The sequence below is a fragment of the Flaviflagellibacter deserti genome (assembly GCF_042652085.1).
GTDB classification, from domain to species: Bacteria; Pseudomonadota; Alphaproteobacteria; order Rhizobiales; family Methylopilaceae; genus Flaviflagellibacter; species Flaviflagellibacter deserti.
The window spans coordinates 267,284-293,103 of record NZ_JBHSJF010000001.1; the positions used below are offsets into that span (position 1 = coordinate 267,284).

Annotated in this window: 26 protein-coding genes; 20 read left to right on the plus strand and 6 right to left on the minus strand. The window is 65.3% G+C overall.

All coding sequences use genetic code 11. From position 1 onward, the window contains the following. Positions 1–18: 18 nt before the first annotated feature. Positions 19–1,809: a DNA mismatch repair endonuclease MutL gene (gene mutL, locus ACFPFW_RS01365; protein WP_114955430.1), complete on the plus strand. Its 1,791-nt coding sequence runs from the start codon at positions 19–21 to the stop codon at positions 1,807–1,809. A 26-nt stretch (positions 1,810–1,835) separates the two neighbouring features. Beyond that, positions 1,836–2,237, plus strand: a complete 402-nt coding sequence (locus tag ACFPFW_RS01370) for an OsmC family protein (RefSeq protein WP_114955431.1) — start codon at positions 1,836–1,838, stop codon at positions 2,235–2,237. Here the strand turns inward: ACFPFW_RS01370 and modC are convergent. The 3 genes from modC to modA are packed head-to-tail and all read right to left on the minus strand — an operon-like array spanning position 2,234 to position 4,771. Then, a complete protein-coding gene (modC, locus tag ACFPFW_RS01375; RefSeq protein ID WP_114955432.1) occupies positions 2,234–3,322 on the minus strand; it encodes a molybdenum ABC transporter ATP-binding protein in 1,089 nt (362 codons plus the stop codon). The two genes, ACFPFW_RS01370 and modC, sit on opposite strands and share 4 nt — an antisense overlap. Next, positions 3,319–4,002 (minus strand): molybdate ABC transporter permease subunit, encoded by a 684-nt coding sequence (gene modB / locus ACFPFW_RS01380; RefSeq protein WP_114955433.1) that lies wholly within the window; start codon positions 4,000–4,002, stop codon positions 3,319–3,321. The genes modC and modB overlap by 4 nt, the downstream gene beginning before the upstream one ends. 10 nt (positions 4,003–4,012) lie before the next feature. Then, entirely contained in the window at positions 4,013–4,771 is a 759-nt protein-coding gene (gene modA / locus ACFPFW_RS01385) for a molybdate ABC transporter substrate-binding protein (protein WP_114955434.1), read from the minus strand. 218 nt (positions 4,772–4,989) lie between these two features. Here modA and ACFPFW_RS01390 point away from each other — a divergent pair, with 218 nt between their 5' ends. Beyond that, positions 4,990–6,006, plus strand: a complete 1,017-nt coding sequence (locus ACFPFW_RS01390; RefSeq protein WP_114955435.1) for a phosphotransferase family protein — start codon at positions 4,990–4,992, stop codon at positions 6,004–6,006. 4 nt (positions 6,007–6,010) lie between these two features. Next, positions 6,011–6,871 carry a patatin-like phospholipase family protein gene (locus ACFPFW_RS01395; protein WP_114955436.1) on the plus strand — a complete coding sequence of 287 codons (861 nt, stop codon included), beginning with the start codon at positions 6,011–6,013 and terminating at the stop codon, positions 6,869–6,871. 138 nt (positions 6,872–7,009) lie between these two features. Here ACFPFW_RS01395 and ACFPFW_RS01400 read toward each other — a convergent pair whose 3' ends face one another. Continuing rightward, positions 7,010–7,438 (minus strand): nucleoside deaminase, encoded by a 429-nt coding sequence (locus ACFPFW_RS01400; protein WP_114955437.1) that lies wholly within the window; start codon positions 7,436–7,438, stop codon positions 7,010–7,012. Between the two features lie 71 nt (positions 7,439–7,509). Here ACFPFW_RS01400 and ACFPFW_RS01405 point away from each other — a divergent pair, with 71 nt between their 5' ends. Together ACFPFW_RS01405 and rsmD are read left to right on the plus strand one after the other, a co-directional pair. Then, complete coding sequence (locus ACFPFW_RS01405; RefSeq protein WP_114955438.1) at positions 7,510–9,156, plus strand: pseudouridine synthase; 1,647 nt, start codon at positions 7,510–7,512, stop codon at positions 9,154–9,156. Between the two features lie 3 nt (positions 9,157–9,159). Beyond that, positions 9,160–9,714 (plus strand): 16S rRNA (guanine(966)-N(2))-methyltransferase RsmD, encoded by a 555-nt coding sequence (gene rsmD / locus ACFPFW_RS01410; protein WP_114955439.1) that lies wholly within the window; start codon positions 9,160–9,162, stop codon positions 9,712–9,714. A 160-nt stretch (positions 9,715–9,874) separates the two neighbouring features. Here rsmD and ACFPFW_RS01415 read toward each other — a convergent pair whose 3' ends face one another. Continuing rightward, entirely contained in the window at positions 9,875–10,414 is a 540-nt protein-coding gene (locus ACFPFW_RS01415; RefSeq protein WP_114955440.1) for an invasion associated locus B family protein, read from the minus strand. A gap of 287 nt (positions 10,415–10,701) precedes the next feature. Between ACFPFW_RS01415 and coxB the strand changes: the two genes are divergently transcribed. The 12 genes from coxB (at position 10,702) to ACFPFW_RS01475 (ending at position 23,526) form a co-directional block, all read left to right on the plus strand. Continuing rightward, positions 10,702–11,616, plus strand: a complete 915-nt coding sequence (gene coxB, locus ACFPFW_RS01420) for a cytochrome c oxidase subunit II (RefSeq protein ID WP_114955441.1) — start codon at positions 10,702–10,704, stop codon at positions 11,614–11,616. 21 nt (positions 11,617–11,637) lie between these two features. Next, entirely contained in the window at positions 11,638–13,245 is a 1,608-nt protein-coding gene (ctaD, locus tag ACFPFW_RS01425; RefSeq protein WP_114955442.1) for a cytochrome c oxidase subunit I, read from the plus strand. Between the two features lie 71 nt (positions 13,246–13,316). Then, positions 13,317–14,246: a heme o synthase gene (locus ACFPFW_RS01430; RefSeq protein ID WP_114955443.1), complete on the plus strand. Its 930-nt coding sequence runs from the start codon at positions 13,317–13,319 to the stop codon at positions 14,244–14,246. Further along, positions 14,243–14,410, plus strand: a complete 168-nt coding sequence (locus tag ACFPFW_RS01435) for a hypothetical protein (protein WP_379769238.1) — start codon at positions 14,243–14,245, stop codon at positions 14,408–14,410. The genes ACFPFW_RS01430 and ACFPFW_RS01435 overlap by 4 nt, the downstream gene beginning before the upstream one ends. A gap of 4 nt (positions 14,411–14,414) precedes the next feature. Next, positions 14,415–15,005, plus strand: a complete 591-nt coding sequence (locus ACFPFW_RS01440) for a cytochrome c oxidase assembly protein (RefSeq protein ID WP_114955444.1) — start codon at positions 14,415–14,417, stop codon at positions 15,003–15,005. Positions 15,006–15,016: 11 nt separating this feature from the next. After that, positions 15,017–15,856: a cytochrome c oxidase subunit 3 gene (locus tag ACFPFW_RS01445; RefSeq protein WP_114955445.1), complete on the plus strand. Its 840-nt coding sequence runs from the start codon at positions 15,017–15,019 to the stop codon at positions 15,854–15,856. Positions 15,857–16,010: 154 nt separating this feature from the next. Beyond that, the gene (locus ACFPFW_RS01450; RefSeq protein WP_114955446.1) at positions 16,011–16,388 is read left to right on the plus strand and encodes a DUF983 domain-containing protein; all 378 of its coding nucleotides are present in this window, start codon (positions 16,011–16,013) and stop codon (positions 16,386–16,388) included. A gap of 11 nt (positions 16,389–16,399) precedes the next feature. After that, positions 16,400–17,122 (plus strand): SURF1 family protein, encoded by a 723-nt coding sequence (locus tag ACFPFW_RS01455; RefSeq protein WP_114955447.1) that lies wholly within the window; start codon positions 16,400–16,402, stop codon positions 17,120–17,122. A gap of 55 nt (positions 17,123–17,177) precedes the next feature. Next, complete coding sequence (gene thrC / locus ACFPFW_RS01460; protein WP_114955448.1) at positions 17,178–18,593, plus strand: threonine synthase; 1,416 nt, start codon at positions 17,178–17,180, stop codon at positions 18,591–18,593. Further along, positions 18,590–19,864, plus strand: a complete 1,275-nt coding sequence (locus tag ACFPFW_RS01465) for a M16 family metallopeptidase (protein WP_114955449.1) — start codon at positions 18,590–18,592, stop codon at positions 19,862–19,864. Before thrC ends, ACFPFW_RS01465 begins: the two co-directional genes overlap by 4 nt. Positions 19,865–19,866: 2 nt before the next feature. Beyond that, positions 19,867–20,451 (plus strand): GNAT family N-acetyltransferase, encoded by a 585-nt coding sequence (locus ACFPFW_RS01470; RefSeq protein WP_114955450.1) that lies wholly within the window; start codon positions 19,867–19,869, stop codon positions 20,449–20,451. A gap of 150 nt (positions 20,452–20,601) precedes the next feature. Beyond that, positions 20,602–23,526 carry a putative bifunctional diguanylate cyclase/phosphodiesterase gene (locus ACFPFW_RS01475; RefSeq protein ID WP_379769114.1) on the plus strand — a complete coding sequence of 975 codons (2,925 nt, stop codon included), beginning with the start codon at positions 20,602–20,604 and terminating at the stop codon, positions 23,524–23,526. A gap of 144 nt (positions 23,527–23,670) precedes the next feature. Here ACFPFW_RS01475 and ACFPFW_RS01480 read toward each other — a convergent pair whose 3' ends face one another. Continuing rightward, entirely contained in the window at positions 23,671–24,282 is a 612-nt protein-coding gene (locus tag ACFPFW_RS01480; protein WP_114955452.1) for a YqgE/AlgH family protein, read from the minus strand. Positions 24,283–24,396: 114 nt separating this feature from the next. Here ACFPFW_RS01480 and ACFPFW_RS01485 point away from each other — a divergent pair, with 114 nt between their 5' ends. Together ACFPFW_RS01485 and ACFPFW_RS01490 are read left to right on the plus strand one after the other, a co-directional pair. After that, positions 24,397–25,245 (plus strand): protein-disulfide reductase DsbD domain-containing protein, encoded by an 849-nt coding sequence (locus ACFPFW_RS01485; RefSeq protein ID WP_162799570.1) that lies wholly within the window; start codon positions 24,397–24,399, stop codon positions 25,243–25,245. Between the two features lie 65 nt (positions 25,246–25,310). Further along, the gene (locus ACFPFW_RS01490; RefSeq protein ID WP_114955454.1) at positions 25,311–25,796 is read left to right on the plus strand and encodes a peroxiredoxin; all 486 of its coding nucleotides are present in this window, start codon (positions 25,311–25,313) and stop codon (positions 25,794–25,796) included. Positions 25,797–25,820 lie beyond the last annotated feature (24 nt).

Consider the following 25,820-nt stretch of genomic DNA (forward strand, 5'->3'; position numbering starts at 1 on the left):
CGCGATCTTTGTCGAATCATGACCATCCGCCGCCTTCCCGAGACTCTCGCTAACCGCATCGCCGCGGGCGAGGTCGTCGAACGTCCGGCGAGCGTCGTGAAGGAACTCGTCGAGAACGCGCTCGACGCCGGTGCGACCCGGATCGAGATCGTCCTGAAGGCCGGCGGCAAGGACCTCATCCGCGTCACTGATAACGGCTCGGGCATGGCGCCGGACGACCTGCCGCTCGCGGTCGAACGCCACGCGACCTCGAAGCTGCCGTCGGACGACCTCCTCGATATCCGCCATCTCGGCTTCCGCGGAGAGGCGCTGCCGTCGATTGCGTCCGTCTCGCGGATGACCTTGACCTCGCGGCGGCGCGACGATGCCCATGCCTCCCAACTCGTCGTCGAGAATGGCCGTCTCGGCGATGTCGGCCCCGCGGCGCATCCGGAAGGCACGCGCCTCTCCGTCGAGGGCCTGTTTGCGGCTCTGCCGGCCCGGCTGAAGTTCCTCAAGACCGAGCGGGCGGAGAACGAGGCCGTCGCCGAGATCGTCCGCCGTCTCGCCGCCGCTCATCCCGGGACTGACATCGCGCTCGACCTCGACGGCCGCGCGCTGCGCTTCGCCGCCCAGTCCTCGACCGATGACGGCATCCGGGCGCGACTGTCGGATGTTCTCGGCAGAGATTTCGGTGCCAATGCGGTCCCGGTGCTGGCCGAGCGCGAAGGCTTCCGGCTATCCGGCTTCGCGGGCGTGCCGACCTATCACCGCGCCACCGCCGCGCATCAGATATTCGTCGTCAACAAACGCCCGGTGAAGGACCGTCTGCTGATCGGGGCGCTGCGCGGCGCCTATTCGGACCTCATGCCGCGCGACCGGCATGCAGTCGTGGCGCTCTTCCTCGATGTCGATCCGCGCGATGTCGACGTCAACGTCCATCCGGCTAAGGCGGAGGTGCGCTTCCGTGATTCCGGTCATATCCGCGCGCTGCTGATCTCGGCTTTGCGCAACGCTATCGACGCTGGCGGCCTGCGCGTGGCAACGACAGGTGCGCGCTTTGCGACCTCCGCCTTCCGGGCGCCACAGCGTCCCCAGAGCTGGCCGTCGTCGGCCCCGACCTTCGGGTCGCTGGCGCTCGCGCCGGAACCGGTCGCCCAGGCTTTCGGCTTCGCCGAGCCGAGGCAGACCACGTTCGAGGTCCAGCCTTCGGCCGACGCCCGCGCGGATGCAGTCGTCGCTCCCGAGCAGGAGGCGCTGCCGCTGGGAGCGGCGAAGGCGCAGCTCCACGACACCTACATCCTCGCCCAGACGGAGAACGGCATCGTCCTCGTCGACATGCACGCCGCCCATGAGCGTCTGGTCTACGAGCGGCTGAAGCGCCGCGCAGGCTCTTCGCAATCGCAGATCCTGCTCGTTCCCGATGTCATCGAACTAGCGCCCGACGAGGCATCCCGCGTGGTCGCTGCCGCTGACGATCTCGCGAGGCTCGGCCTTGTCGTCGAGGCGTTCGGGCAGGGTGCGGTGCTGGTCCGCGAGACCCCGGCCGCGCTCGGCGACTTCAATGTCACCGCCCTGATCCGTGATCTCGCCGACGGCCTCGCTGAATGGGGAGCGGCGCTGCCGCTGTCGGACCGCCTCGACCGGCTGGCATCTACCTTCGCCTGCCATCACTCGATCCGTGCCGGGCGGCGGCTGAAACCAGAAGAGATGGACTCACTTCTCCGTCAGATCGAGGACGAACCCTTGGCCGGCCAGTGCAATCACGGCCGCCCGACCTTCGTGACTTTGTCGCTCGCCGATCTGGAGAAGCTGTTCCAGCGGCGCTAGCCTTCTCCCGTCGAAGAGGAGAGAACATGGCGTCGGTAAATGTTGACCTCAGAAGTGTCGACGGCACGGAAGCGGCAATGGGCTGGGCCGCCGGTCATACGATCACCGTGGACCGTCCCGACGGTAAGGCCGGCGGGCTTGGGCTCGGCTTCAACGGCGCACAATTGCTGGCGCTCGCAATCGGCGGCTGCTTCTGCAACGACCTTCGCTACACGGCACACACTATGGGCGTCGCGCTGGGCAAAATCGCGGTCAGTGTCCGGGTCGATATGGAAGGCGAGCCGCTGCTGACGACGAATGCGACCATGGTCGTCCAATGCGAGACAATGGACGGCTCGGATCCGCAGGCCGTCATCGCAAAGGCCAAGGCGGCATGCATGGTCGCGAACTCGCTGCGACAGGGCATCCCGGTCGCGATCGAGAGCTAGTCCGGGGCGGGCGCCGCGAGCGCCACGCCCTTGACCTGAGCGTGGACGACGACACCTTCGGCGAGGCCGAGATGTTCCCATGACCGCCGGGTGACCCGCGCGAGCAGGCGCGCCCCGGTTCCGTCCGTACCCAGGGCCAGCACCGCCACCATCTGGTGTTCGTGGGGGATGACCGAGACGATGCGGGCCGGCAGCACGTTCAGGATCGTGCTCTCGCCCGGAGCGTGCCGGGCAAGGCTGACATCTCCCGCGGAAATGGTCAGGCGGCGTCTTTCGCCAGGCTTGGCACTCGCGGTCGGAACGACGAAGCATCCGCCGGCCACGCTAAGCGCGGCGAGACCGTAGGACGCGTCGTAGGAATCGACGATCGCTTCGATACTGACCGCAGCCTCGCGTGACGCCGCGAGTGGAAAGTCGGGATCGCTCTGCAGCTCTCCCAATGGACCCGACGCCACGACACGCCCCGCCTTCATCAGGACGAGGTGGTCGGCAAGCCGCTCGACCTCGCTCATATCGTGGGTGACGTAGAGGACCGGGATCGACAGGCTCTCATGCAGCCTTTCCAGGAAAGGCAGGATCTCCTCCTTGGTCTGGCGGTCGAGCGCCGAGAGCGGCTCGTCCATCAGGAGGAGTTTCGGCTGAGTGAGAAGCGCTCGGCCGAGCGCGACGCGCTGACGTTCGCCGCCGGAGAGATTGCGCGGGGCGCGATCGAGGAGGTGGCCGATCTTGAAGAGTTCGATCACCTCGTCGAAGGCGATCTCTTTCGGTCCGTCCTTCGGTGCGCCGTAGAGGAGGTTCTTCCGCACGGTCATATGTGGGAACAGGCTCGCCTCCTGGAAGACGTAGCCGACAGGGCGCAAATGGGGACGCAAAAAGACGGAATCGTCCTGCCAGGTGCCGCCGTTCACCAAGCATCGACTCTCCGGCAGAAACTGAAGGCCGGCGACGCAGCGCAGCACCGTGGTCTTGCCGCAGCCGGACGGCCCGAACAAAGCGGTCACGCCTCTCGACGGCGCGTCGAAGGCGGCATCGAGGTCGAAGCGTCCGAGGCGCCCGCGGAATGCGACGGAGATCGTGCTGGTCATTCGCCGATACGGGCCGTGCGTTTTTCAAGCGTCGTCATGGCGAGGACGACCGAGAAGGCGAATACGACCATGCCGGCGGCAAGGATGTTCGCCTCGCGCCACTGCATAGTCTCGACATAATCGTAGATCGCGACCGACAGCACCTTGGTCTCGTTCGGAATATTGCCGCCGACCATCAGCACGATGCCGAACTCGCCGACGCAATGAGCGAAGCCGAGCACCGCGCCGGTGAGGAAGCCGGGGCGGGCGAGGGGGACCGCGACGGTCCAGAACGTCTTCCATGGAGAGGCGCGGAGCGTCGCCGCGACTTCGAGCGGCCGTTCGCCCATCGCCTCGAAGGCGTTGCGCACCGGCTGGACGACGAACGGCATGGAATAGACGACCGAGCCGATGACGAGGCCCTCGAAGGTGAAGGCCAAAGTGCGGGCCCCCCATAGGCTGGCGAGAGCCCCGCCGGGTCCCGAGGGACCCAGCGTGACGAGAAGGTAGAAACCGAGGACCGTCGGCGGCAGGACGAGGGGCAAAGCGACGATCGCTCCCACCATTTCCTTCCAGGCGGCTTTCGAACGCGCCAGCCACCACGCGATCGGCGTGCCGATGATCAGCAGTATGATCGTCGCGGTGGTGGCGAGTTCGACCGTCAACCGAACCGCCGTCCAGACCTCAGGAGGTAATTCCAATGCTTCAGACTCAGCTCTTCACGTCGAGAGCGTAGCCGAACTTCTGGATGATCGCCTTAGCTTCCGGACCCTTGAGGAAAGCGATGAACGCCCTGGCGACCTCGTTGTCCGCGCCCTTCTTGAGGAGCACGGCGTCCTGGAGGATCGGCTTGTAGAGGCTCTGCGGGACGAGCCACTGCGAACCGCCCTTGCCCTGGACCTGCGAGAGCGCGACGAAGCCGAGTTCAGCATTGGCGGAATCGATGAACTGGAACGCCTGGGCGATGCTGTTGCCCTGGACGATCTTAGGCTCGAGCGTCGGATAGAGGTTCAGCGCCTTCATGGCTTCGATCGCGGCGGCGCCGTAGGGGGCGGCGGTCGGGTTGGCGATCGAGATCTTGGTGAAGGAGCCGGTCTTGAGCGTGTCCTCGCCCTTCACGAACGCGGCATCCTTGCTCCACAGGACGAGCTTGCCGACGGCATAGGTGAAGCGGCTGTCGGCGACGCCGAACCCGTCATCGACGGCCTTCTTTGGACGTTCGGAATCGGCCGAGAGCAGGATCTGGAACGGCGCGTCCTGGGTGATCTGGGTGTACAGCTGGCCGGAGGAGCCGAAGCTCAGCACGGCGTCATGGCCGGTCTTGGTCTTGAACGCGGCAGCGATCTCCTTGGCCGCGTCGGTGAAGTTGGCGGCGACCGCGACATTGGTCTCGGCGGCGCTGACCGGCGTCACGACCAGAGCGGCAGCGAACAGGCCGGCCGCAGTCGTCAGGGCTTTCACGAAGTTCATGGTGCTCTCCACTCTATCGGCTCGGATGATACGTCGCGTCGCGGTACGTCATATGCGCTCGTATATAGCGGAAAGTTTCCTCGAAGTGGAAGGCCGCTGTTTGCAGATCAATCATCAGGTGACTTCAGAGGAATTCGGAGCAAAACTTTGGGAAGGGCTTCCGCTTCAGCGCCTCAGGGTGCTGATGTGTCGCGCTCGGGGAAAGGTCTGGGGGCGAGATGTCCGAGGTTAAGGACGCGGTCGATCCGACTGGCTGGCTGCTCGACGTCGACCTCAGCCAGTTCGAAACCTATCTTGGCCGTACCTTGCCCGGCTTTCGCGGCCCGGTGACGATCCATCCCGCGCGCGCTGAATCGCTGTCGACCTTCATCGTCTCGACGCCCGACACCCGCTTCGTCATGCGTCGCGCGGCCGGGCTCGAACGCGAGTTCAGGATCGTTGCCGCTCTGCATCAGAAGGGGTTTCCCGTCCCTCGGCCGCTTCTCTACTGCGACCACGAAAAGCTGACCGGTACCGTCTTCTACATGTCGGAGTTCGTCGAGGGACGATCGTTCGAGGATCCGGCGCTGCCGGGCCTCGGTAACGAAGAACGGGCTCGCATATACGACGATGTGAACGCGACCCTGGCTAGGCTGCATGCGATCGAGCCGCGCGTCCTTGCGATCGATCTGGGGACGGGCCGCAACTATGTCGCCGAGCAGGTGGACCGGGCGATCGTCCGTTACAAGGCGAGCGGCGTCACCGGCTTCGCCGACATGGACCGCGTCGCGGCCTGGCTGCCGGGCCATCTGCCTCCCGATCGGCCGCCCCGTTTGATCCATGGCGATTTCCGCATCGACAACGTCATCTTCGACACCACCGAGCCGAAGGTCATCGCCGTCATCGACTGGCATCAGGCCGGTCTCGGCGATCCGATTGCCGACGCGGTCTACCACTTCATGGCCTGGATCAAGCTGGGCGCGGGCGGTGTGGGCGGCCGGGCCTTCACTCAGAACGACTTCGCCGAACTCGGCATTCCCACGCTCGAAGCCTATGCCGGCGAATACGCCAAGCGGGTCGGGTTGAAGACTATCCCTAACTTCGAGACCTATTTCGCCTATAATCTGTTCCGCATGGCGGCTTTGCAGGGCATCGTCGTGCCGCAGCCGGGCGTTTCCAAGGGCCGGGCGCTTGCGGCGCTTGCCCCGCTTTCCGCGATGGCCTGGGCATTCGCCCGCCGCGCCGGAGCGACATGACGGGATGGAATCTGGGGTAACGGCAGTTCTGGAACGGGCATCCTCCACGCCCCGGATCGCCGTCGCGCTGGGCGGCGGCGGTGCCCGCGGGCTGGCTCACGTCCTCGTTCTTGAAGCCCTCGACGAACTCGGAATCAGGCCCGCTGCCATCGCGGGAACCTCGATCGGCGCGATTTTCGGCTGGGCGTACGCCTCCGGCCTGCCGGCGAAGACGATCCGCAACGACTTCATCGGCAAGCTCAAGGACCGGCGGAAAATCATCGCCCGGCTCTTCGAAGCCCGTGTCGGCCGTTTCACCCGCCTCGTCGCGGGCGGCGGCAATCCCATGCTGATAGACGCCGAGGTCCTGCTGCCGCTCCTCATGCCGGAGGGGCTGACCATGCGGTTCGAGGATCTTGAAATCCCGCTATCGGTGGTGGCGACGGACTTCCATGCCCGATGCGAGGCGGTTTTCCGGACCGGCCCGATCCAGCCGGCGGTTGCGGGTTCCGCAGCAATCCCCGGACTGATACGGCCCGTCGTCCACGAGGGTCGCGTTCTGATCGATGGCGGCGCGGTCAATCCCTTGCCGTTCGATCTTCTCTTCGATCACGGAGATGTAGTGGTCGCAGCCGATGTCATCGGGGGCCTGCCGGTTCCGACCAAGCCGGTCCCCGATCCCTGGGAGGCGATGTTCGGTTCGCTCCAGATCCTGCAGAGCGTCATCGCGCAATCGAAGATCGCCCGCCGTCCACCCGACATCACTATCCGCCCGCCGGTCGGCATCTATCGTGTGCTCGATTTCTTCAAGGCGCCGGCGATCCTGAAGGCCGGCGAGCCCTGCAAGGATGAGCTGAAGCGGGCGCTGGAGAAGGTGCTGGCGTAATGCCTCTCCCGTTTGCGGGAGAGTTCGACTCGCGAAGCGAGCGGGTGAAGGCATGATTGCAGCAACGAGCATCGTGCTGGCCCTCACCCCGGTCGCGTGACCGCGACTCGACCCTCTCCCGCTACGCAGGACAGGGGACTACCGCCGTTCCCGAAAAAACTCCCTCAACAATTCCGCCGACGCCGTCTCCCCAAATCCCCCATAGACCTCCGGCGCATGATGGCAGGTCGGCAGGGAATACAGCCTTCCCCCGCTGACGACGGCGCCGCCCTTCGGGTCGTCGGCGCCGTAGTAGAGCCGCCGTATCCGGGCGAACGAGATCGCCGCCGCGCACATCGGGCAGGGCTCGAGCGTCACCCAGAGATCGCAGCCGATCAGCCGCTCGGAGCCGAGCTTCGCAGCCCCCGCGCGGATGACCAGCATTTCGGCATGGGCAGTAGGGTCGTTCAGTTCGCGCGGCCGGTTGCCGTCGGCGGCGACGATCTCGCCGTCGCGCACGAGCACGGCGCCGATCGGCACCTCGCCGCGCCGGGCCGCGGCCTCGGCTTCATCGAGCGCCCGCGCCATGAACTCGTTCGTTATCGTCAAGATGGCAATCTTCCGCTTCGCCTCTCAGCCCTCCCATGATAGGCGAGCGCATGATCGACAACGAAGATAACCTGCCGGCCGCCGATGCGCACGATGCGGATCGTGCCCGGATCGCCAAAGTCATTGCACGGGCGGGGCTGACCTCGCGCCGCGACGCCGAAGCCTGGATCGCCGCCGGTCGCGTCGCGCTGAACGGCGAGGTGATCGACAATCCCGCGACCACGGTCGGCCCGCGCGACCGCGTCACCGTCGACGGCGAGCCGCTTCCCGCGCGCGAGCGCACGCGTCTGTGGCTCTACCACAAGCCGCGCGGGCTGGTGACGACCGCCCGCGATCCCGAAGGCCGCCCGACCGTGTTCGACGTCCTGCCGGACGAACTGCCCCGCGTGGTCTCGGTCGGCCGCCTCGATATCAACACCGAGGGCCTGCTGCTGCTGACCAATGACGGCGGCCTCGCCCGCGTGCTCGGCCACCCGGACACGGGATGGCTTCGTCGCTATCGCGTCCGCGCATTCGGCGAGGTGACGCCGGACAAGCTATCGGCGCTCTATAAGGGCATCGAGATCGAGGGGTTCAGCTATGGTCCGATCGAGGCGGTGATCGATCGCCAGCAGGGAGACAATGCCTGGCTGACACTCGGCCTGCGCGAAGGCAAGAACCGCGAAGTCCGCAAGGTTCTGGAGCATCTTGGACTGCAGGTGAACCGGCTGATCCGCATCTCGTTCGGACCGTTTCAGCTGGGCGAGATGGCCGAGGGTCAGGTCGAGGAAATCCGCACCCGCTACTTGCGCGACCAGCTTGGCGGGCTGGCGGACGAGGCGAATTGCGACTTCTCCGGACCGATCGTCGACCGCACGAAGCCGGAGCCGAAACGCGCCCCGCGCAGTCGGCGCGCGGAGCCGGCCGCGGGAGAAGAACGCCGCCGGGCAGGTGTCGTTACGGATCGCCGTGGGCGACGCGTACTGATCGAGCGCATCGAGAAGGAAAAGCCGGCGAAGCCCGTTCGTGAGCGTCCGGCCCGTGGCCGCGATGACCGTCGGGACGATGCTGGGCGTCCAGCACGGCAGCGTGACGATCGCCCGATGCGCGACGACCGTCGTCCGCCTCGTCCCCGCGACGGCGAGCGGCCGCGTACGCGCTCGGCCGTCTCACGCGTGCGTGGCGATGATCTCCCGTCAGGGCAGCTGGCGCGTCCGCCGCGCGAGCGGAAGGAGCGGGAGATGGAGCCGCGTCCGGATGGCAATCGCGCTCGCGTGTTCCGTACCCGGCCAGATCGACCGGACGGAGAGCGTGGAGAACGTCGCGGCCCGCCGAAGGACCGCCAGTCTCGTCCTCGTCAAGATCGTGATGAACGCGCTCCACGCGGCGAACGGCCGTTCCGTGCTCGGGAAGAGCGTCCCGCAGGCGAGCGCCCTCAACGGGAGGAACGCCGAGGTCCACCGCGAGATCGCGAAGCCCGGCCCGCCGGTGGCAAGGGGCGGGGAGGCGACAAGCCCGGCTTCGGCGCCCGGCCGCAGCGTTCCGGTCCGCCGCGCGGAGACAGGCCGCAAGGAGACAGGTCGCAAGGCGGCCCGCCGCGCGGAGATCGCCCGCACGGCGGTCGTCCCGGAGGGCGCCCCGGCGGCGGTGGCCGTCCGCAGGGTGGACATCCTTCCGGCGGAAGGCCCAGTGGCGGCAAGCCTCGTTCACGCGGCTGATCCATGCGCATCATTGCCGGCCGGTTTCGCGGGCAGGCGCTGAAGGCGCCCAAGACCTATCGCGTTCGGCCGACCTCCGACCGGCTCCGCGAGACGCTCTTCAACGTGCTCGTCCATTCCTATGGCGACCCGGTCGGCGATGGGCGGGTGCTCGATCTTTTCGCCGGGACCGGGGCGCTCGGCCTGGAGGCGCTATCGCGCGGAGCGGCGTTCGCGCTGTTCGTCGAGGACGGCGTGGAGGCGAGGGGGCTTCTGCGCGGCAATGTCGAGATGTTGGGAGTGGCCGGCACGAGCCGCATCTTCCGACGAGACGCGACAAGGCTCGGCCCGGCCCATCCGAACGAACCGTTCGATCTGGTTTTCGCCGACCCACCCTATGGCAAGGGTCTGGGAGAAAAGGCACTCGCCTCGGCCCGCGAGGGTGGCTGGATCAAGCCAGACGCGCTGGTCGTGGTCGAGGAGGCGGGCGATGTGGAATTCGCGGTGCCAGAGGGGTTCGAACTGATCGAGACCCGGAACTACGGCGAAGCGCAACTCGTGTTTATGCGCTTCGTTTGATTGCCGTCGTCCTCCGGCTTGACCGGAGGACCCATGGGGCCCCTTGCGGTTTGGCTGGATCCTCCGGTCAAGCCGGAGACCAAAGGATGTCGTGCTGGCCCTCACCCCGGTGCGTTGGCACGCACTCGACCCTCTCCCGCTTCGCAGGAGAGGGGAAAAATCACTTCAGCGAATCGAAGCCCGCCCCAAACCCGTTCAGCGAAACCGGGATGCCGATGCCTTCTTCCGGCGTCTGGAAGATGATGAACACGGCGCTCTTGCCGTTCCGGATCTTCCCGATCAGCGTGTCGTCGAGCACGACTTCAGCGACGCAGCCGTCCGGCAGGCAGCGGACGAAGCCGGCGCGGCCGATCTCGGCGTCGTCGATGCGCAGACCGAGGCCCGCAGGGAGAAGGACGCCGAGCGGAGCGAGCACGCGCAGGAGACGGCTCTTATTATCCGCTGTCTTCAGGATGATGATGGAGAGACCGACATTCGGGCGATCCTCGGCGGTTACCGATTGGACGAGGGCGCATTGCTCGCCCTTCGCGCCCGGAGGCGTGTCGCATCGCACCTGCCAGTCGCCATGGGTCGCCTTCACCGTGCCCTGGGCGGAAGCGGGGTAGAATGCGGCCGTCGGGCCGGCTGCGAGGATTGCGGCGAGCGCGATGGTCGCGATCCGCGAAGGCTTGCCGAACAGACGGCGGAAAGAGCCGGTCATTGCTTTATAGACGCTCCGACAGAGGGCGATTCCGCCGCTCGGGACACTGGAATTACTGTCCGCCTACCATGCGGGGGTGGCGAGTCAAGGGCAGGCGAATCAGGCATCTTCGGAGCAGTAGCCCGACTGTTTGATGGAGGCTTGGTTTCGCGCCCATATGCCGCATAGACTGGAACTGCCCCAAAGTTGCGGGCAAACCGCCTTTATGTTTGAACCACAACCGGTCGGACTCGGGCTGTTTCCGGGTCGACTTTAGGCTAATCGCCTCTCAGGAGAGCGCCCCCGAAATGTCGTCCCGCCTCGGTCTTGCCTCCGGGCTCCTCGCAGGTTCGTTCCTCGCGCTCGCCGCAGCCCCCGCGCTGGCCGATACCGGCCATCCTTCGCCGTGGCAGATCAACTTCCAGGGCGCCGTGACCCCGATCGCGGAGCGCATCCACGAATTCGGCACGTTCATCAACGTCATCATCGCGATCGTCGTCCTCTTCGTCCTCGCCCTGCTCGCCATCTGCGCGATCAGGTTCAACGAAAAGGCCAACCCGATCCCGTCGAGGACCACGCATCACGTCCTGCTCGAAGTCGTCTGGACGATCGCTCCGGTTCTGATCCTCGTCATCATCGCCATTCCGTCGTTCCGGCTGCTCTACGCCCAGTACGACATGCCGAAAGCGGACCTGACGCTGAAGGTCACCGGCAAGCAGTGGTTCTGGAGTGTCGAATACCAGACCGCCGAGGCGCCGGCCGCCGCTCCAGCAGCCGCGGGCGCCGCCCATGCCGCTCCGGCCGCCGCGACCGGCAATGTCGATTTCGGCTTCGATGCACTGATGATCCAGCGCAAGGATCTGAAGGAGGGCCAAATCGCCCTTCTCGCGGTGGACAACGAGGTCGTCGTTCCGATCAACAAGGTCGTCCGCGTCCAGGTGACCGGCGCCGACGTGATCCACGCCTTTGCGATCCCGAGCTTCGGCATCAAGGTCGACGCCGTTCCGGGACGCCTCAACGAAACTTGGTTTAAGGCCGAGCGCGAAGGCGTCTATTATGGCCAGTGCTCGGAGCTTTGCGGTAAGGACCACGCCTTCATGCCGATCGCGGTCCGCGTCGTGAACGATGCCGACTACCAGGCCTGGGTTTCTCAGGCCCGTCAGAAGTTCGCAATGAATCCTCCGACCTTCGTCGTCGCGGACGCGACCCCGGCGGCGCGGTAATCAGCGGGAAAAGATAAAATCATGGCGACCAGCGCTACCGCCCATCACGAGCACACCGAGCACGATCATCCGACCGGGTGGAAGCGCTGGGCGTATTCGACCAACCACAAAGACATCGGCATCATGTACCTGATCTTCGCGGTCTGCGCGGGGATCCTGGGCGGCGCCCTTTCGGTCGCCATTCGTGCCGAGCTGCAGGAACCGGGGATGCAGCTCTTCTCCGATCCGCACATGTTCAACGTGTTCACGACCGGCCACGCGCTGATCATGATCTTCTTCATGGTCATGCCGGCGCTGATTGGCGGTTTCGGCAACTACTTCGTGCCGATCATGATCGGCGCGCCGGACACCGCGTTCCCGCGCATCAACAACATCGCGTTCTGGCTTCTCCTGCCGGCGATCGCGCTCCTGGTCATCTCGATGTTCGTTCCGGGCCCGGCGGGTTCGAACGGCGTCGGCGGGGGCTGGACGATCTATCCGCCGCTCTCGACCTCGGGTCAGCCTGGTCCGGCAATGGATTACGCGATCCTGTCGCTCCACATCGCGGGCGCTTCGTCGATCCTCGGCGCGATCAACCTGATCACGACGATTTTCAACATGCGCGCCCCGGGCATGACGCTGCACAAGATGCCGCTGTTCGCCTGGTCGGTGCTGGTCACGTCGTTCCTGCTGCTGCTGTCGCTTCCGGTTCTCGCCGGCGCGATCACCATGCTGCTGACCGACCGTAACTTCGGCACGGCGTTCTTCGCGCCGGACGGCGGCGGCGATCCGATCCTGTTCCAGCACCTGTTCTGGTTCTTCGGTCACCCGGAAGTGTACATCCTGATCCTGCCGGCCTTCGGCATCGTCAGCCATATCGTCGCGACCTTCTCGCGCAAGCCGGTGTTCGGCTATCTCGGCATGGCCTACGCCATGGTCGCGATCGGCGTCGTCGGCTTCGTGGTGTGGGCGCACCACATGTACACGACCGGCATCTCGGTGAACGCGCAGGCCTATTTCGTCTTCGCGACCATGGTCATCGCGGTCCCGACCGGCGTGAAGATCTTCTCGTGGATCGCCACGATGTGGGGCGGCTCGATCTCGTTCCGCACGCCGATGCTGTGGGCGATGGGCTTCATCTTCCTGTTCACGGTCGGCGGCGTCACAGGCGTCGTGCTCTCGAACGCCGGCATCGACCGCGCGCTGCACGACACCTATTACGTGGTGGCGCACTTCCACTACGTGCTGTCGCTCGGCGCCGTGTTCGCCATCTTCGCCGGCTGGTACTACTGGTTCCCGAAGATGTTCGGCTACATGTACTCCGAGAAGATCGGCAAGCTGCACTTCTGGGTCACGTTCATCGGCGTGAACCTAGTCTTCTTCCCGCAGCACTTCCTCGGCCTTGCCGGCATGCCGCGCCGCTACGTCGACTATCCGGACGCATTCGCCGGTTGGAACTTCGTGTCGTCGATCGGCTCGTACATCTCCGGCTTCGCCGTGCTGATCTTCCTCTTCGGCGTTTTCCATGCGTTCGCCCGCAAGGTGCCGGCCGGCGACAATCCGTGGGGCGAGGGTGCGACCACGCTGGAATGGACGTTGTCGTCGCCGCCTCCGTTCCACCAGTTCTCGACGCTGCCTCAGATCCGCTGAGACGCCAGGACAATGACCGGCCGGGGCAAAGCTCCGGCCGGTTGGTTACAGACCCAGGACAGTAACGAGCGATGAGCCTCGCCAACGAACAGATCACCACGGCCTATGCCGAGCCCAGCCGGGCAGAGGTGCGCGATTTCGTTGCCCTGCTGAAGCCGCGGGTGATGTCGCTCGTCGTTTTCACGGCTCTGGTCGGCATGGTTCTGGCGCCGGGCCATATGCATCCGGTGGTTGGCGCCCTCGCGCTGCTCTGCATCGCCATCGGCGCCGGCGCCTCCGGCGCCCTGAACATGTGGTGGGATGCCGACATCGACGCCCTGATGACCCGCACGCGCGGCCGTCCGGTGCCGGCAGGCCGCATGCAGCCCGGCGAGGCTCTAGCCTTCGGTATGGTCCTGTCGGTCGGCTCGGTGATCGTGCTCTACCTCGTCGCCAACTGGCAGGCGGCGGCGCTCCTCGCCTTCACGATCTTCTTCTACGTCGTCATCTATACGATCTGGCTGAAGCGCTGGACGGCGCAGAACATCGTCATCGGCGGCGCGGCCGGCGCATTCCCGCCAATGGTCGGCTGGGCTGCGGTGACGGGCAATGTCAGCCTCGAGAGCATCGTCCTCTTCCTCATCATCTTCTTCTGGACGCCCCCCCATTTCTGGGCGCTGGCCCTGCTGAAGTCCGGCGACTACGCCAAGGCCGGCGTGCCGATGCTGCCGGTCGTCGCGGGCGAGAGCGAGACACGCCGCCAGATCCTGATCTATTCGATCCTACTGGCGCCGCTCGGCGTCGTGCCGTGGATCATGGGCTTCGGCGGCATGGCCTACGGTGTGGTCTCGATCGCGTCGGGCGCGCTGTTCCTCCTGCTCGCGATCCGCGTCTGGCGCGAGCGCGAGGGAACGCAGGCCGCGACCGCGGCTCGCCAGCTCTTCGCATTTTCCATCCTCTATCTCTTCGTCCTGTTCGCCACGCTGCTCGGCGAAGCGACCCTGGGCGGGTTCGGTGCATGATCATGGCCGAGGAAGAGAAGGGCATCGTCCTCACCGAGGAACAGAAGCGCCGCCGTCGCAATCGCAATACGGCGATCGCGGTCGTGCTGTTCGGCCTCGTCGTACTGTTCTACGTGCTGACGATCTTCAAGCTCGGCGGCGGTGTCGCCGACCGGGCGTTGTGACGCGATGACGACCGAGCCCGGCAACACCTCCGCACCTGACCGCCGCCATTTGCGCGTCGCGGCAGCGTGCGGCGTGTTCGTCGCCTGCATGGTCGGCGCTTCATTCGCCGCCGTTCCGCTCTACGACATGTTCTGCCGCGTTACCGGCTTCGGCGGGGCGACCGTCGTTCGCGAACAGGCGCCGGGCAATGTCCTGGAACGCGAGATCATCGTCCGCTTCGACGGCACCGTCGCTCCTGGCCTGAATTGGGATTTCCAGCCTGTCCAGCGCCAGATGAAGGTCAAGGTCGGCGAGACCGCGATCGCCTTCTACCGCGCCCGGAATCGCGGCGAGGACGGTTGGGGCACCGCCTCCTATAACGTCACTCCGGAAGTCACCGGCGGCTACTTCGCCAAAATCGCCTGCTTCTGCTTCACCGAGCAGCGTCTGAAGGCCGGCGAGGAACTCGATATGCCCGTTCAGTTCTTCATCGATCCGTCGATCGCGGAAGATGCGACACTGAACGGCGTGAACACGATCACACTGTCCTATACCTTCTTCGCAGCCAAGCCGCCGGCGTCTGTCGCCGGCGCCGCCGCGGCGCCGAAACTCTGACGGAGCAAGAGATGGCCGACGCCCACGTCAAGCATCACGACTACCACATGGTGGATCCGAGCCCGTGGCCGATCCTCGGCACGGTCGCTGTGTTCATCTTCGCCCTTGGCGGCATCCATTACATGCATGGCGGCGCGGCGTGGTGGATCCTGCCGGGCTTCCTCTTCACGCTCTATGTGATGGCGATGTGGTGGGTTGACGTCCGCAACGAGGCCAATGCTGGCTACCACACCCGCGTCGTTCAGCTCACCCATCGCTACGGCATGATGCTGTTCATCGCCTCCGAGGTGATGTTCTTCGTCGCCTGGTTCTGGGCCTATTTCGACGTCGCGCTGTTCCCGAGTGATCCGCATCAGGTCGCCCGCACCGCCTTCACCGGCGGTCACTGGCCGCCCCAGAATGTCGCGACCTTCGATCCGTGGCACCTGCCGCTGCTCAACACCCTGATCCTGCTCACCTCGGGCACGACCGTCACCTGGGCGCACCACGCGATCGTCCATGGCGACCGCGATGGCGCCAAGCAGGCACTCTGGATCACCTGCGGTCTCGGCGTGCTGTTCAGCATGCTGCAGGCCTATGAGTACAGCCACGCCCAGTTCAGCTTCGGCGGCAGCATCTACGGCGCGACCTTCTTCATGGCGACCGGCTTCCACGGCTTCCACGTCATCGTCGGTACGATCATGCTCGCGGTCTGCCTGCTCCGCCTCTACAAGGGCGACTTCACCCCGAAGCAGCATTTCGGCTTCGAAGCCGCTGCCTGGTACTGGCACTTCGTCGACGTGGTCTGGCTCTTTCTGTTCGCCGCGATCTACGTCTGGGGCTATGGCGGCCCGGTCGCTGGCGGCCATTGATGCGTGATTTCCCTCTCCTGCGAAGCGGGAGAGGGTCGAGTTGCCGTCAGGCAACCGAGGTGAGGGCAAGCACGATGCTCATCGCTGTAATCATGCCCTCACCCGCACGCTTCGCGAGTCGTCCTCTCCCGTGAACGGGAGAGGGGAGACTGAAATGACCGACGACGATTACTATCCGCCCGTCTCGCCAATTTCGGCCGGGCTGCCGGGCAAGTGCCCCCGCTGCGGGCGCGGCCATCTCTTCAAGAACTTCATCGACGTTCCACCGGCCTGCGACGCCTGCGGCCTGGACTACGCCTTCGCCGATTCCGGCGACGGTCCGGCGGTGTTCGTCATCATGATCGCCGGCTTCGTCGTGCTCGGTTTTGCGCTCTGGCTCGAATTCACCTATGAGCCGCCGATGTGGGTACACATCGTCGTATCGCTCCCGCTCCTGATCGTCGTGTGCGGCGGACTGCTCCGCGTGCTCAAAGGCGTGCTGATCTGCCTGCAATACCGCAACAAAGCCGCGGAAGGGCGCTGGGAGGGTTAGACCTCTTGCCCATGCAGCAGCGTTCCATCCTCATTCCCGGCCTCGCCGCATTGGTCGCATTCGCGATCCTGATCGGTCTCGGCACCTGGCAATTGGCGCGCCTTCACTGGAAGGAAGCGCTGATCGCGACGGTCCAGCAGCGCGTTGCCGAGCCGCCCGCCGCGCTGCCTCCGCTGGCGGAATGGAAGAATCTCGACCTTTCCGAATGGGAATACCGGCCGGTCACGCTGAAGGGCCGCTTCTGGTACGATCGCGAGGCCTATGTCTACACGCTCCTCAGCGACCCCAAGGGCAAGCTCGAAGGGCCTGGCTATTGGGTGATGACGCCGCTCCAGATCGACGGCGGCGGCAATGTCATCGTCAATCGCGGCTTCATCCCGCTGGATCACCCGGAGATGAAGGTCGCGCAGACCAACGGCGAGGTCGAGATTCGGGGCCTGCTACGCGGCCCAGAGGAGCGGAATATGTTCACGCCCGACGATTTTCCGGCCAAGAGCCTTTTCTACGCCCGGGATGCAGCGGCGATCTCGGCCGGGATGAGCTTCGATGCCGCGCCGTTCACTATCGACGCACTGGAGACGCCGCCGGGTGGCCTGCCGCAGGCGGGGGAAACCCGCATGAGCTTCCCCAATCGGCATTGGGAATATGCGCTGACCTGGTATGGCCTCGCCGCCAGTCTGGTCGCAGTGATGGCCGGCCTCCTGTGGAGCCGCCGTCGTCGCGCGGCCTCATGAACTTGCCTCACCCCTGTAGCGCTACTAGGTTGCAACGATCTCCTCGGGAAGAGTGATGAACCCGTCTTACGTCTCGACTCGCGGCGAAGCGCCCGAACTGGGCTTTCTGGATGTCCTTCTGGCCGGCCTCGCCCGCGATGGCGGACTCTATGTGCCGTCCGAATGGCCGCATCTCTCCGCTGAAACCATCGAAAGCTTTGCCGGCGCGCCCTATGCGGCAGTCGCCGAGGCCGTGATCTCGCCCTTCGTCGGCGATGCCTTCGCGCCGGCCGACCTTCGCTCGATGATCGACGAAGCCTATGCCAATTTCCGTCATCCGGCGGTGGCGCCGCTTGTCCAGACCGGCACGAACAGCTTCGTGCTCGAGCTCTTCCACGGCCCGACCCTGGCCTTCAAGGACGTGGCGATGCAGCTCTTGGCGCGGATGATGGACCGTGCGCTGATGCTGCGCGGTGAGCGGGCGACGATTGTCGGCGCCACTTCGGGCGATACCGGCGGCGCGGCCATCGAGGCGTTCCGCACCTGCGAGCGGGTCGATGTCATCATCCTGTTCCCGCACGGCCGCGTTTCGGACGTCCAGCGCCGCCAGATGACGACGGTCGATGCACCGAACGTTCACGCCGTGGCGGTCGAAGGGAACTTCGACGACTGTCAGGCGCTCGTGAAGGCAATGTTCAACGACCACCGTTTCCGTGACGGCCAGAAGCTTGCGGCGGTCAATTCGATCAACTGGGCGCGCATCCTCGCCCAGGTGGTCTACTACTTCACCTCGGCGGTCGCGCTCGGCGCCCCGCATCGCCCTGTTTCGTTCGTCGTTCCGACAGGCAATTTCGGCGATGTCTTCGCCGGCTGGGTCGCCAAGCGAATGGGCCTGCCGATCGAGCGCCTGGTCGTCGCCACCAATTCGAACGACATCCTCGCCCGCACCATCGAGACAGGCCGCTGCGAGGTGAAGGGCGTCCATCCGACGACCTCGCCCAGCATGGACATCCAGGTCTCGTCGAACTTCGAACGTCTCGTCTTCGAGGCCGAGGGTCGCGATCCCGCTGCCGTGCGCCGCCACATGGCCTCGCTCGGCCAGGCCGGTGCTTTTACGCTAGGCAATACGCCGCTCGCCGCCATTCGTGGCGAGTTCGACGCCGGACGGGCGAACGAGACGGAGACGTCCGAGACGATGCGCCGTCTGCTGCGCGAGAGTGGTTATCTTTCCGATCCGCACACGGCGGTCGCCTTATCGGTCTCGCAGCGTCTTGCCGGCGATCCGGAAGTGCCGCGCGTCGTTCTCGGCACCGCGCACCCGGCGAAGTTCCCCGACGCCGTGATTGCGGCGACGGGCGAGCATCCCGACCTGCCGGAGCATGTCGCCCACATCATGCAGGGCGCCGAGCGGATGACCGTGTTGCCCAACGATCTCGTCACGATCCAGGCTTTCGTCGCCGAGAAATCGCGCGCCTCTCTGGAGGTCGTGTGAGCGTCGAAGTCACCGTCCTCTCGAATGGACTGACCGTCGCCACCGATACGATGACGGGCATCGGCACCGCCGCCGTCAGCGTCACCTTCGGCGCGGGCGCGCGTAGCGAGGCGGAGAGCGAGCACGGCCTTGCTCATCTCCTCGAACACATGGCCTTCAAGGGCACGAAGCGGCGCACCGCGATCCAGATCGCCGAGGAGATCGAGGAGGTCGGCGGCGATCTCAACGCCGCGACCGGCGTCGAGCAGACTTCATACGACGCACGGGTGCTGAAGGCGGACATTCCGCTGGCGCTCGACATGCTGTCGGACATCCTGACCCAGCCGCTGTTTGCGGAAGACGAACTCGCTCGCGAGAAGGGCGTCATCCTTCAGGAGATCGGCGCGGTCGAGGACACGCCGGAAGACCTCGTCCACGACCTCGTCCAGACGGTGGCGTATGGTGGACAGGCCCTCGGCCGTCCGATCCTCGGTACGCCGAAATCGGTGAAGGCGCTCGATCGGGCGGCGATCAGCGGATTTCTCGGCCGCCATTATCGGGCGCCGCGCGGTGTCGTCACCGCGGCCGGTGCCGTGAACCATGAGGAGATCGTCAAACTCGCCGGCGACCTTCTCGGTGATCTCGGAAGCGAGGCCGGCCCGCACGCCCCGCTCGCGCAGTGGACCGGCGGCGATATCCGCCAGAAGCGGGACGACGAGCAGGCTCATCTGGTTTTGGCCTTCCCGGGCAAGGCGATGGCCGACGACGATGCATTCGCGCTCCAGATATTCGCCAACGTGCTCGGCGGCGGCATGTCCTCCCGCCTGTTCCAGGAGGTCCGTGAGAAGCGGGGCCTCGTCTATTCGATCCAGGCCTTCCATTGGGCGTTCTCGGACACCGGCCTGTTCGGCATCTATGCCGGAACCGGCGAGGATGACCTCGATGAATTGATGCCGGTCACGCTCGACGAACTTGCCGGAGCCGCGCAAAATACGACGGAGCGCGAGATCGCCCGTGCGAAGGCACAGATGCGGATGAGCCTCGAACTCGCCCGCGAGCAGCCGACCTCGCGGTCCGAGCGTCTGTCACGGCAGATCCTCGTTCTCGGCCGTCCCGTGCCGGGAGAAGAGATTCTCGCGCTGCTCGATGCCGTGACCGTCGAGGATGTTCGCCGCGTCGGACTGGAGACGATTTCGGCCCGGCCGGCGCTTGCAGCGGTCGGCCCGATCTCCAGGCTGATGCCGCCTGAGCGGATTTCCGAGCGCCTCGGCGCTCCAGCCTACGCTGCCTGACCATGGCCTTCCTCCGGGCACTCTCCGACGAACAGGAGCCGGTTCTGAGAGGCGAGGGGGTGACGTTGCGCCCGCCGGCCGGAGGTGATTTCGAGGAATGGTCGGATTTGCGCGGGCGGTCCCGTGCCTTCCTGAAACCTTGGGAGCCGATTTGGCCCGCCGACGACCTGACCCGTTCGGCCTTCCGCCGTCGCCTGCGCCGTTATGCCGACGAGCGTCGTTCCGACAGCGCGTATTGCTTCTTCGTCTTCGGCAGCGAATCCAGCCTTCTGCTCGGCGGGCTGACACTTTCCAACATCCGCCGCGGTGTCGCCCAGTCCTGTACTCTCGGTTACTGGATGGGCGAGCAGTTCGCCGGCAAGGGTCACATGACGGCTGCCGTGCGTGCCGTCGTTCCGTTTGTTTTCGACCGCCTGGCGCTTCGCCGCATCGAGGCCGCCTGCCTGCCGACGAATACCGCCTCGATCCGGCTTCTGGAGAAAGTCGGCTTCGTCCGCGAGGGTTATGCGCGCCAATATCTGTGTATTGATGGAATTTGGCAGGACCATCTTCTTTTTGCCCTTCTCAGGGACGATGGGTTGCGCTGATCTGGCGGGATGCGCCAGCTTGCCGAGCGTTCGGCCTGGGGCTACGGAAGTTACGTGGTGCGTTGTGCCGCGAAGGGGGTTCACGGTTTGCGAGTTCGTGCGGGCCGTGAATCAGGGGAGATTGGCGTTTTGAATCTCGTCCGGAGGGCCGTGTGCGCCCTCCTCATCCTGTTCGGCGTGTTTGCCGCCGGCGGCCCCGCCGCCGCGCTGGAGCCGATTGTCGTGCCACCCGATCGCGGCGCGATCGATCTGACGCGCGTCGTCGAACGGTTCACCAGCGAGGGCGATCGCGTCCAGGTGACGACGGCGCCGGGTGCCGACGGCGTCGTGCGCCGTATCGAGGTGCGCGGCCACGCGGAGGGCCGGACCAATTGGGCGCTGTTCGCACTGACCAACACCTCGGACGACCAGATCGACCGGGTGCTCGTCGCGCCGCATTACCGGCTCGTCGGCTCGGGCGTGATCTGGCCGGACCTCGGCTCGCGCCGCATCGTCGACGTCACCGCGAGCCAGGGTTTCCGTCCGGAGCGCGAGCCAAGCAGCGACGCCGACATCTTCCTGATCACGCTCGACCCCGGCGCGACCGTCACCTTCGTGGCCGAGCTGTCGTCGCCGACCTTGCCTCAACTCCATCTGTGGGACCCGGATTCCTACAAGGACAGCGTCAACGACCTGACCCTCTACAAGGGCATTGTCATCGGTATTTCCGGCCTGATGGCGCTGATTCTGACCATCGTCTTCGTGGTCAAGGGTTCGACCATGTTCCCGGCCTCCGGCGCGCTGGCCTGGGCGGTGCTCTGCTGGCTGTCGATCGATTTCGGCTTCTGGCACAAGATCTTCAATCTCGGCGTCGGCGAGGACCACGTCTACCGTGCGGGCGCCGAGGCCACGCTTGCGGCGACGCTCATCGTCTTCCTCGTCGCTTACCTCAATCTCAATCGCTGGCACGTCCGCTTCGCCCATATCGCGGGCGTCTGGCTGATCGGTCTATGCGCCCTCGTCGGCATCGCGCTGATCGACGCGCCGGTTGCGGCCGGCATCGCGCGTATCTCGCTCGTCCTCGTCGCCGTTCTCGGCTTCGGCGTCGTGGTCTGGCTGGCGCTGCACAATTTTGACCGCGCGGTCATGCTCATCCCGACCTGGTTCCTGCTGCTGGCCTGGGTGGCCGCGGCGGGCTTCACCGTATCTGGCGTGCTGCAGAACGACATGGTCGCGCCGGCCCTCGTCGGCGGCCTCGTCCTGATCGTGCTGCTGATAGGTTTCACCGTCATGCAGCATGCCTTCGCGGGCGCGGGTCTGGCCCATGGTCTCGGTTCCGATCTCGAACGCCGTGCTCTCGCGGTCACCGGCTCGGGCGATCTCGTCTGGGACTGGGACGTGTCGGCCGACAAGATTCATGTCACCCCGGAATTCGAGCATCTGCTCGGCCTGAAGAAGGGCGACCTCCACGGTTCGGCAGCGACCTGGCTCGACGTGCTACACCCGGCCGACCGTGACCGGTTTCGCGCCGCGCTCGACATGATCGTCACCGAACGGCGCGGCAAGATCTCGGAGCAGTTCCGCTTCCGCGCGCAGGACGGCCATTACCACTGGATGCTTCTGCGCGTCCGCCCGGTCATCGCCGCGCATGGCGAAGTCACCCGCTGCGTCGGAACCCTGATCGACATCACCGATTCCAAGGCTTCCGAGGAACGCCTGCTGCACAATGCGGTGCACGACAACCTCACCGGCCTGCCGAACCGCCGTCTCTTCCTTGATCGCGTCGAGAGCGCGCTGTCCTTTGCTGCAGCCGACGAGAGGGTTCGCCCGACGATCCTCATTATCAATCTCGACGGCTTCAAGAAGATCAACGAGAGCGTCGGTCTGACCGTTGGCGACACGCTGCTCCTGACACTCGTCCGCCGCCTCGGCCGTCATCTCCGCGCCCAGGACGTGCTGGCTCGTCTCGGTGGCGACCAGTTCGGCATCCTGCTGCTCTCCGAGCGGGAAGGGCCGCGCATTTCGGCTTTCGCCGATACCGTGCGTAAGACGATCTCATCGCCGATCAGCTTCTCCGGCCGCGATATCGTCATCACCGGATCGATCGGTCTGGCGATGTCCGAACCGAGGACACCGATCACTTGCGAGGACCTCGTCCGCAATGCCGAGGTCGCGATGTTCCACGCCAAGCGGCTCGGCGGCGATCATATCGAGATCTTCAAGCCGACCATGCGGACGGCGAAGACCGACCGGCTTCTGGTCGAGGGCGAGCTTCGCCGCGCGCTGGAGCGCGAGGAGCTTCGCGTCCTCTATCAGCCGATCGTGCGCCTGGAAGACCGCCATATTGTCGGCTTCGAGGCGGTGCTGCGCTGGGATCACCCGCGCTACAGCCGCCGCCCCGCCGCCGAATTCCTGGCGATCGCCGAGGAGACCGGGCTCATCGTCGATTTCAGCCTGTTCGCGCTGGACCGCGCGTCGAGGCAGCTGTCGCTCTGGCAGCGCAAGGTGCCGGTCGAGCCGCCGCTGTTCGTGACGGTAGGCCTGCCGGGCAAGCAGTTCGAGCGTCAGGATCTAATCCAGGACGTGAAGACCGTCCTCTCGCGCACTGTCCTCGCGCGCGGCTCGCTGAAGCTCGAACTGTCCGAGAACCTCGTCATCCAGAATCCCGAGCGCGCCTCCTATATGCTGGAGAAGCTGCGCGATCTCGGTGTCGGCCTCGCGCTCGACGATTTCGGCACCGGCCATGCGAGCCTGGCCTATCTCGAGCGTTTCGCCTTCGACGTCGTGAAGATGGACCGCAGCTTCCTGCGCCAGCAGAGCAAGATGCACCGCGTCGCGATCCTGCGCTCGATGATCCAGCTCGGCCGAGAACTCGGCCTCGACGTTATCGCAGAAGGTGCCGAGACGGATTCCGATGCGGTCGAGCTCTACCACCTCGGCTGCCAGTTCGCTCAGGGCACGGCCTTTGGCGATCCGATGACGGCGGAAGCGGCAGAGAAGCTGCTCGGCATCGTGCCCGAGGCGTCGTCGCCGATGTCGAGCGTCCGCCGCGCCATGATGAACGTGGCGCGCCCGCAGGCTTCGTCTTCGTCCTAGTGCGCGCGGGCGAAGCCCGTCGCGAGAACCGGGACCCAGCGTTCCTCGCGGCGAAGCCGAACTTTAGCTATAGAGCGCCTGCGGCGCACTGATGCGCTGGACCCCGGATCGGCGTGCGCTTTGCGTACTTGTCCAGGGGACGTACTAGGCGTGGCCTGCCACCGACGACAGCATGGCCGGATCGATCCCGATCTTGCGCAACGCGCGCTCGTAGCGGCTCTCGACGGGCGTATGGAAGATCAGCTGCGAGTCCGCGGGGCAGTTGAGCCAGCCATTCGCCTGAATCTCGGTTTCGAGCTGCCCCGGCGCCCAGCCGGCATAGCCGAGCGCGAGCACGGCCGAGGTCGGCCCTTCGCCGCTCGCGATCGCCTTCAAGATGTCGAGAGTTGCGGTCAGCGAGATGCTTTCGTCGATCGGCAGCGTCGAATTCTCGATGAAGAAGTCGGCCGAGTGCAGGACGAAGCCGCGCCCCGTTTCGACCGGGCCTCCCTTGAGCACCGATATTGTGTCGGCATTGGCGGGAAGGCGGATCGAGTCGTTCTCGGGAATGACGTCGAGCTGGACAAGCAGATCGTGGAAATTGAGATTTGGCGCCAGCTGATTGACGATGATACCCATCGCTCCTTCAGCAGAATGGGCGCAGAGATAGATGACAGAGCGGGAGAAGCGATCGTCCAACATCCCGGGCATCGCGACGATCAATTGACCGTCGAGATAACCTTCCCCGGACACTGATCTCGATCCTGCCGGAATCATACCTACGAGTGTAGGCATGATATGTGCGCTTTGAAAGGCATCCCAATCGGCCATGATCCATTACTCACGTTCTTGTGGCAGGCCCGCCATCTGTTTCGTGGTAAGGGCCGCCTCATGATCAACCGTCGTACTGTGCTAACGGCTGCGGTCGCTGCACTGTTCCTCTTCGCGCCTATGGAAATCGTTCTGGCTGGTGCGGGGGTTTCGCCCTGGGCGGAGGACAACGGCGGCAAAGTTCGCCTCGTTGTGGGAAAGCCCGCCGCCGATGGCTCGCTTCGGGCAGGGATCGAGATCCGGCTGGAGCCCGGCTGGAAGACCTATTGGAGTAATCCCGGTGCCTCCGGAATGGCGCCGCGCTTCGACTGGGCCGGATCGGAAAATCTCGCCGAAGTCCGAGTGCTATGGCCTGTGCCGAAGACATTCATGGACGGGAAATCGGAGGCCGCCGGCTATTCGGGAACGGTCGTCCTGCCGGTCGTCATCAAGCCGGCCGATGCCGGGAAACAGGTTGATCTGAAGCTGACGCTGGACTTCGGCCTCTGCAAGGAACTCTGCGTGCCGGCGCATGCCGAGCTTGCTTTGCCGGTCTCCGGAAGCAGTCCCGTCGATGCTCTGGCGGCAGCCCAAGTCACCGGCTTCGAAAGCCGTGTACCGACACCGGTCGGGGTCGGGCAGGGGGGCGACCTGTCGTTCGCAAAAGTCGATCGCGATCCGGCTCAGCCTTCACTTGAAGTTCATGTTAACCATGCAAGTGGCTTGGAAATAACGGAATTATTCGCCGATGCAGGTGGTGCGGGTCAGGTCCAGCCACTTCAAGCGGACGCGAACGCGGAAAACATCCGCCGCTTCCGCGTCAGCTGGCGTGCGTCTGCCAAGCCCTCGTTCGTCGATCTCGTGGCCGTATCCGGCAATCGCGCAATCGCGACCCGTATCGCCCTCGACGGGTCATCGTTGACGCCTTAAGTAAGCTTCACGCCGCACTTTCGTGCGGTCCCGCCCCATCCCAAGAAGACACAGTGAGGCCAATCATGGCGATCAAAGCCGGCGACAAGATACCCGAAGCCACCTTTGCGGTGATGGGCCCGGAGGGCCCGGCCAAAAAGACCACGGACGAGGTCTTCAAGGGCAAGAAGGTCGTGCTGTTCGCAGTTCCGGGCGCGTTCACGCCGTCCTGCCACAAGAACCACCTGCCGAGCTACGTCCAGAACTACGATGCGCTGAAGGCCAAGGGCGTCGACACGATCATCGTGACCGGCGTCAACGACGTCTTCGTTCAGGACGCCTGGATCAAGGCTTCGGGCGCCGAGGGCAAAATTGAGGCGCTCGCCGACGGTTCGGCCGATTTCGCCAAGGCGATGGGTCTCGACATCGATCTGGGCAAGGCCGGTCTCGGCATCCGCTCGCAGCGTTATGCCGCGATCGTCGAGGACGGCGTGGTGAAGTGGATCGATGTGGAAGACGCTCCGCCGAAGACCGACAAGTCCAAGGCCGAGAACGTTCTTCAGCATCTGTGAGTTCTTGCCTCTCCCAAGGGGAGA

Bases quoted from the DNA above. Each gene is read 5' to 3' on its own strand.
- mutL (WP_114955430.1), top strand. From the start codon at position 19: ATGACCATCCGCCGCCTTCCCGAGACTCTCGCTAACCGCATCGCCGCG.
- ACFPFW_RS01370 (WP_114955431.1), top strand. From the start codon at position 1,836: ATGGCGTCGGTAAATGTTGACCTCAGAAGTGTCGACGGCACGGAAGCG.
- modC (WP_114955432.1), bottom strand. From the start codon at position 3,322: ATGACCAGCACGATCTCCGTCGCATTCCGCGGGCGCCTCGGACGCTTC.
- modA (WP_114955434.1), bottom strand. From the start codon at position 4,771: ATGAACTTCGTGAAAGCCCTGACGACTGCGGCCGGCCTGTTCGCTGCC.
- ACFPFW_RS01390 (WP_114955435.1), top strand. From the start codon at position 4,990: ATGTCCGAGGTTAAGGACGCGGTCGATCCGACTGGCTGGCTGCTCGAC.
- ACFPFW_RS01395 (WP_114955436.1), top strand. From the start codon at position 6,011: ATGGAATCTGGGGTAACGGCAGTTCTGGAACGGGCATCCTCCACGCCC.
- ACFPFW_RS01400 (WP_114955437.1), bottom strand. From the start codon at position 7,438: ATGGCGCGGGCGCTCGATGAAGCCGAGGCCGCGGCCCGGCGCGGCGAG.
- ACFPFW_RS01405 (WP_114955438.1), top strand. From the start codon at position 7,510: ATGATCGACAACGAAGATAACCTGCCGGCCGCCGATGCGCACGATGCG.
- rsmD (WP_114955439.1), top strand. From the start codon at position 9,160: ATGCGCATCATTGCCGGCCGGTTTCGCGGGCAGGCGCTGAAGGCGCCC.
- ACFPFW_RS01415 (WP_114955440.1), bottom strand. From the start codon at position 10,414: ATGACCGGCTCTTTCCGCCGTCTGTTCGGCAAGCCTTCGCGGATCGCG.
- coxB (WP_114955441.1), top strand. From the start codon at position 10,702: ATGTCGTCCCGCCTCGGTCTTGCCTCCGGGCTCCTCGCAGGTTCGTTC.
- ctaD (WP_114955442.1), top strand. From the start codon at position 11,638: ATGGCGACCAGCGCTACCGCCCATCACGAGCACACCGAGCACGATCAT.
- ACFPFW_RS01430 (WP_114955443.1), top strand. From the start codon at position 13,317: ATGAGCCTCGCCAACGAACAGATCACCACGGCCTATGCCGAGCCCAGC.
- ACFPFW_RS01435 (WP_379769238.1), top strand. From the start codon at position 14,243: ATGATCATGGCCGAGGAAGAGAAGGGCATCGTCCTCACCGAGGAACAG.
- ACFPFW_RS01440 (WP_114955444.1), top strand. From the start codon at position 14,415: ATGACGACCGAGCCCGGCAACACCTCCGCACCTGACCGCCGCCATTTG.
- ACFPFW_RS01445 (WP_114955445.1), top strand. From the start codon at position 15,017: ATGGCCGACGCCCACGTCAAGCATCACGACTACCACATGGTGGATCCG.
- ACFPFW_RS01450 (WP_114955446.1), top strand. From the start codon at position 16,011: ATGACCGACGACGATTACTATCCGCCCGTCTCGCCAATTTCGGCCGGG.
- ACFPFW_RS01455 (WP_114955447.1), top strand. From the start codon at position 16,400: ATGCAGCAGCGTTCCATCCTCATTCCCGGCCTCGCCGCATTGGTCGCA.
- thrC (WP_114955448.1), top strand. From the start codon at position 17,178: ATGAACCCGTCTTACGTCTCGACTCGCGGCGAAGCGCCCGAACTGGGC.
- ACFPFW_RS01470 (WP_114955450.1), top strand. From the start codon at position 19,867: ATGGCCTTCCTCCGGGCACTCTCCGACGAACAGGAGCCGGTTCTGAGA.
- ACFPFW_RS01480 (WP_114955452.1), bottom strand. From the start codon at position 24,282: ATGATTCCGGCAGGATCGAGATCAGTGTCCGGGGAAGGTTATCTCGAC.
- ACFPFW_RS01485 (WP_162799570.1), top strand. From the start codon at position 24,397: ATGATCAACCGTCGTACTGTGCTAACGGCTGCGGTCGCTGCACTGTTC.
- ACFPFW_RS01490 (WP_114955454.1), top strand. From the start codon at position 25,311: ATGGCGATCAAAGCCGGCGACAAGATACCCGAAGCCACCTTTGCGGTG.